The organism is Roseateles sp. P5_B10, assembly GCF_056400485.1.
This window is the reverse complement of sequence record NZ_JBFULE010001350.1, coordinates 1-888: the sequence shown is the minus strand read 5'-3', so window position 1 is coordinate 888 and position 888 is coordinate 1. Positions and strand designations below refer to the sequence as shown.

The window sequence follows — 888 nt, the reverse complement described above, 5'->3', positions numbered from 1 at the left end:
GGCACAAGCAGTCCGCAGGGACTGCTTGTGTCCGACTCCAGTTCACCGAGCCGGCCCGCGCTGGCGATGTGCTCGCGGCTCAACGCCGCGGGCATCGCCGTCCCCACGGGGGACCGGTCAGACGCACCGCGTTCAGCGGTGTGCGGCTGGACGAGGGGCTTCATGTTTGGCGCGTTCGTAGGCGACCAGGGCGCAGCCCCAGTCGGCGAGGCGGGCGCAGGTGTGCTCGAGCAGGGGGTCGTCGGCCAGCAGTTCGGGGTGGAAGGCGTCCAGCATGGGTCGGGTCATGGAGTAGTCGTGAGCCATGGCCTGCAGGCCCATGGCGAGCTGGTGGATGGCGGCCGTCGGCTCGTCCAGGCCGGCGTGGCGGGCCAGCAGGCGGGCGAAGCGGTCGAAGATGGGCCCGACTTCCTGCGCCACCGTCTGCATGAAGATCGGGCTGGGCGCCTGCATCTCGCGGAAGAACATCTGGGCGCTGCAGGCGCCATCGTCGAACAGGAAGGGCTGCAGGAAGCGGCGGATGGCCTCGTGCAGGTCCAGCCCCGGGTCATCGAAACCGGTGAGCTGTTGCTGCAACTCTTGCACCGGCAGGCGCAGCACCTCGCGGTAGAGACCGTCCTTGTCAACGAAGTGATAGTGGATGGCACCCGGGTTGACGCCCGCGGCGGCGCAGATCTCCCGAGTCGGCACGGCGTCGAAGCCGCGTTCGCCGAACAGGCGCATGGCCTCCCGCAGCAGGCGCTCGCGCGGCGGCAAGGGTGCGGACGAGGAGGGATTCACAGCACGCATGGGGCTGGACTGTAAAGCCAACCAAGCGCTTGCTTGGTCGCGTTTTGTATCGTTTCTTATCGACTGGCGACTGACGGCGCGCCAAGCAAGGCATCAGAT

The 888-nt window shown here is 67.9% G+C and carries 1 protein-coding gene; it reads right to left on the bottom strand.

What is annotated here, in order from left to right:
• Window positions 1-132: 132 nt before the first annotated feature.
• Complete coding sequence (locus AC1DU6_RS33260; RefSeq protein WP_477862594.1) at window positions 133-789, bottom strand: TetR/AcrR family transcriptional regulator; 657 nt, start codon at window positions 787-789, stop codon at window positions 133-135.
• Window positions 790-888 lie beyond the last annotated feature (99 nt).

Bases quoted from the DNA above. Each gene is read 5' to 3' on its own strand.
- AC1DU6_RS33260 (WP_477862594.1), bottom strand. From the start codon at position 789: ATGCGTGCTGTGAATCCCTCCTCGTCCGCACCCTTGCCGCCGCGCGAG.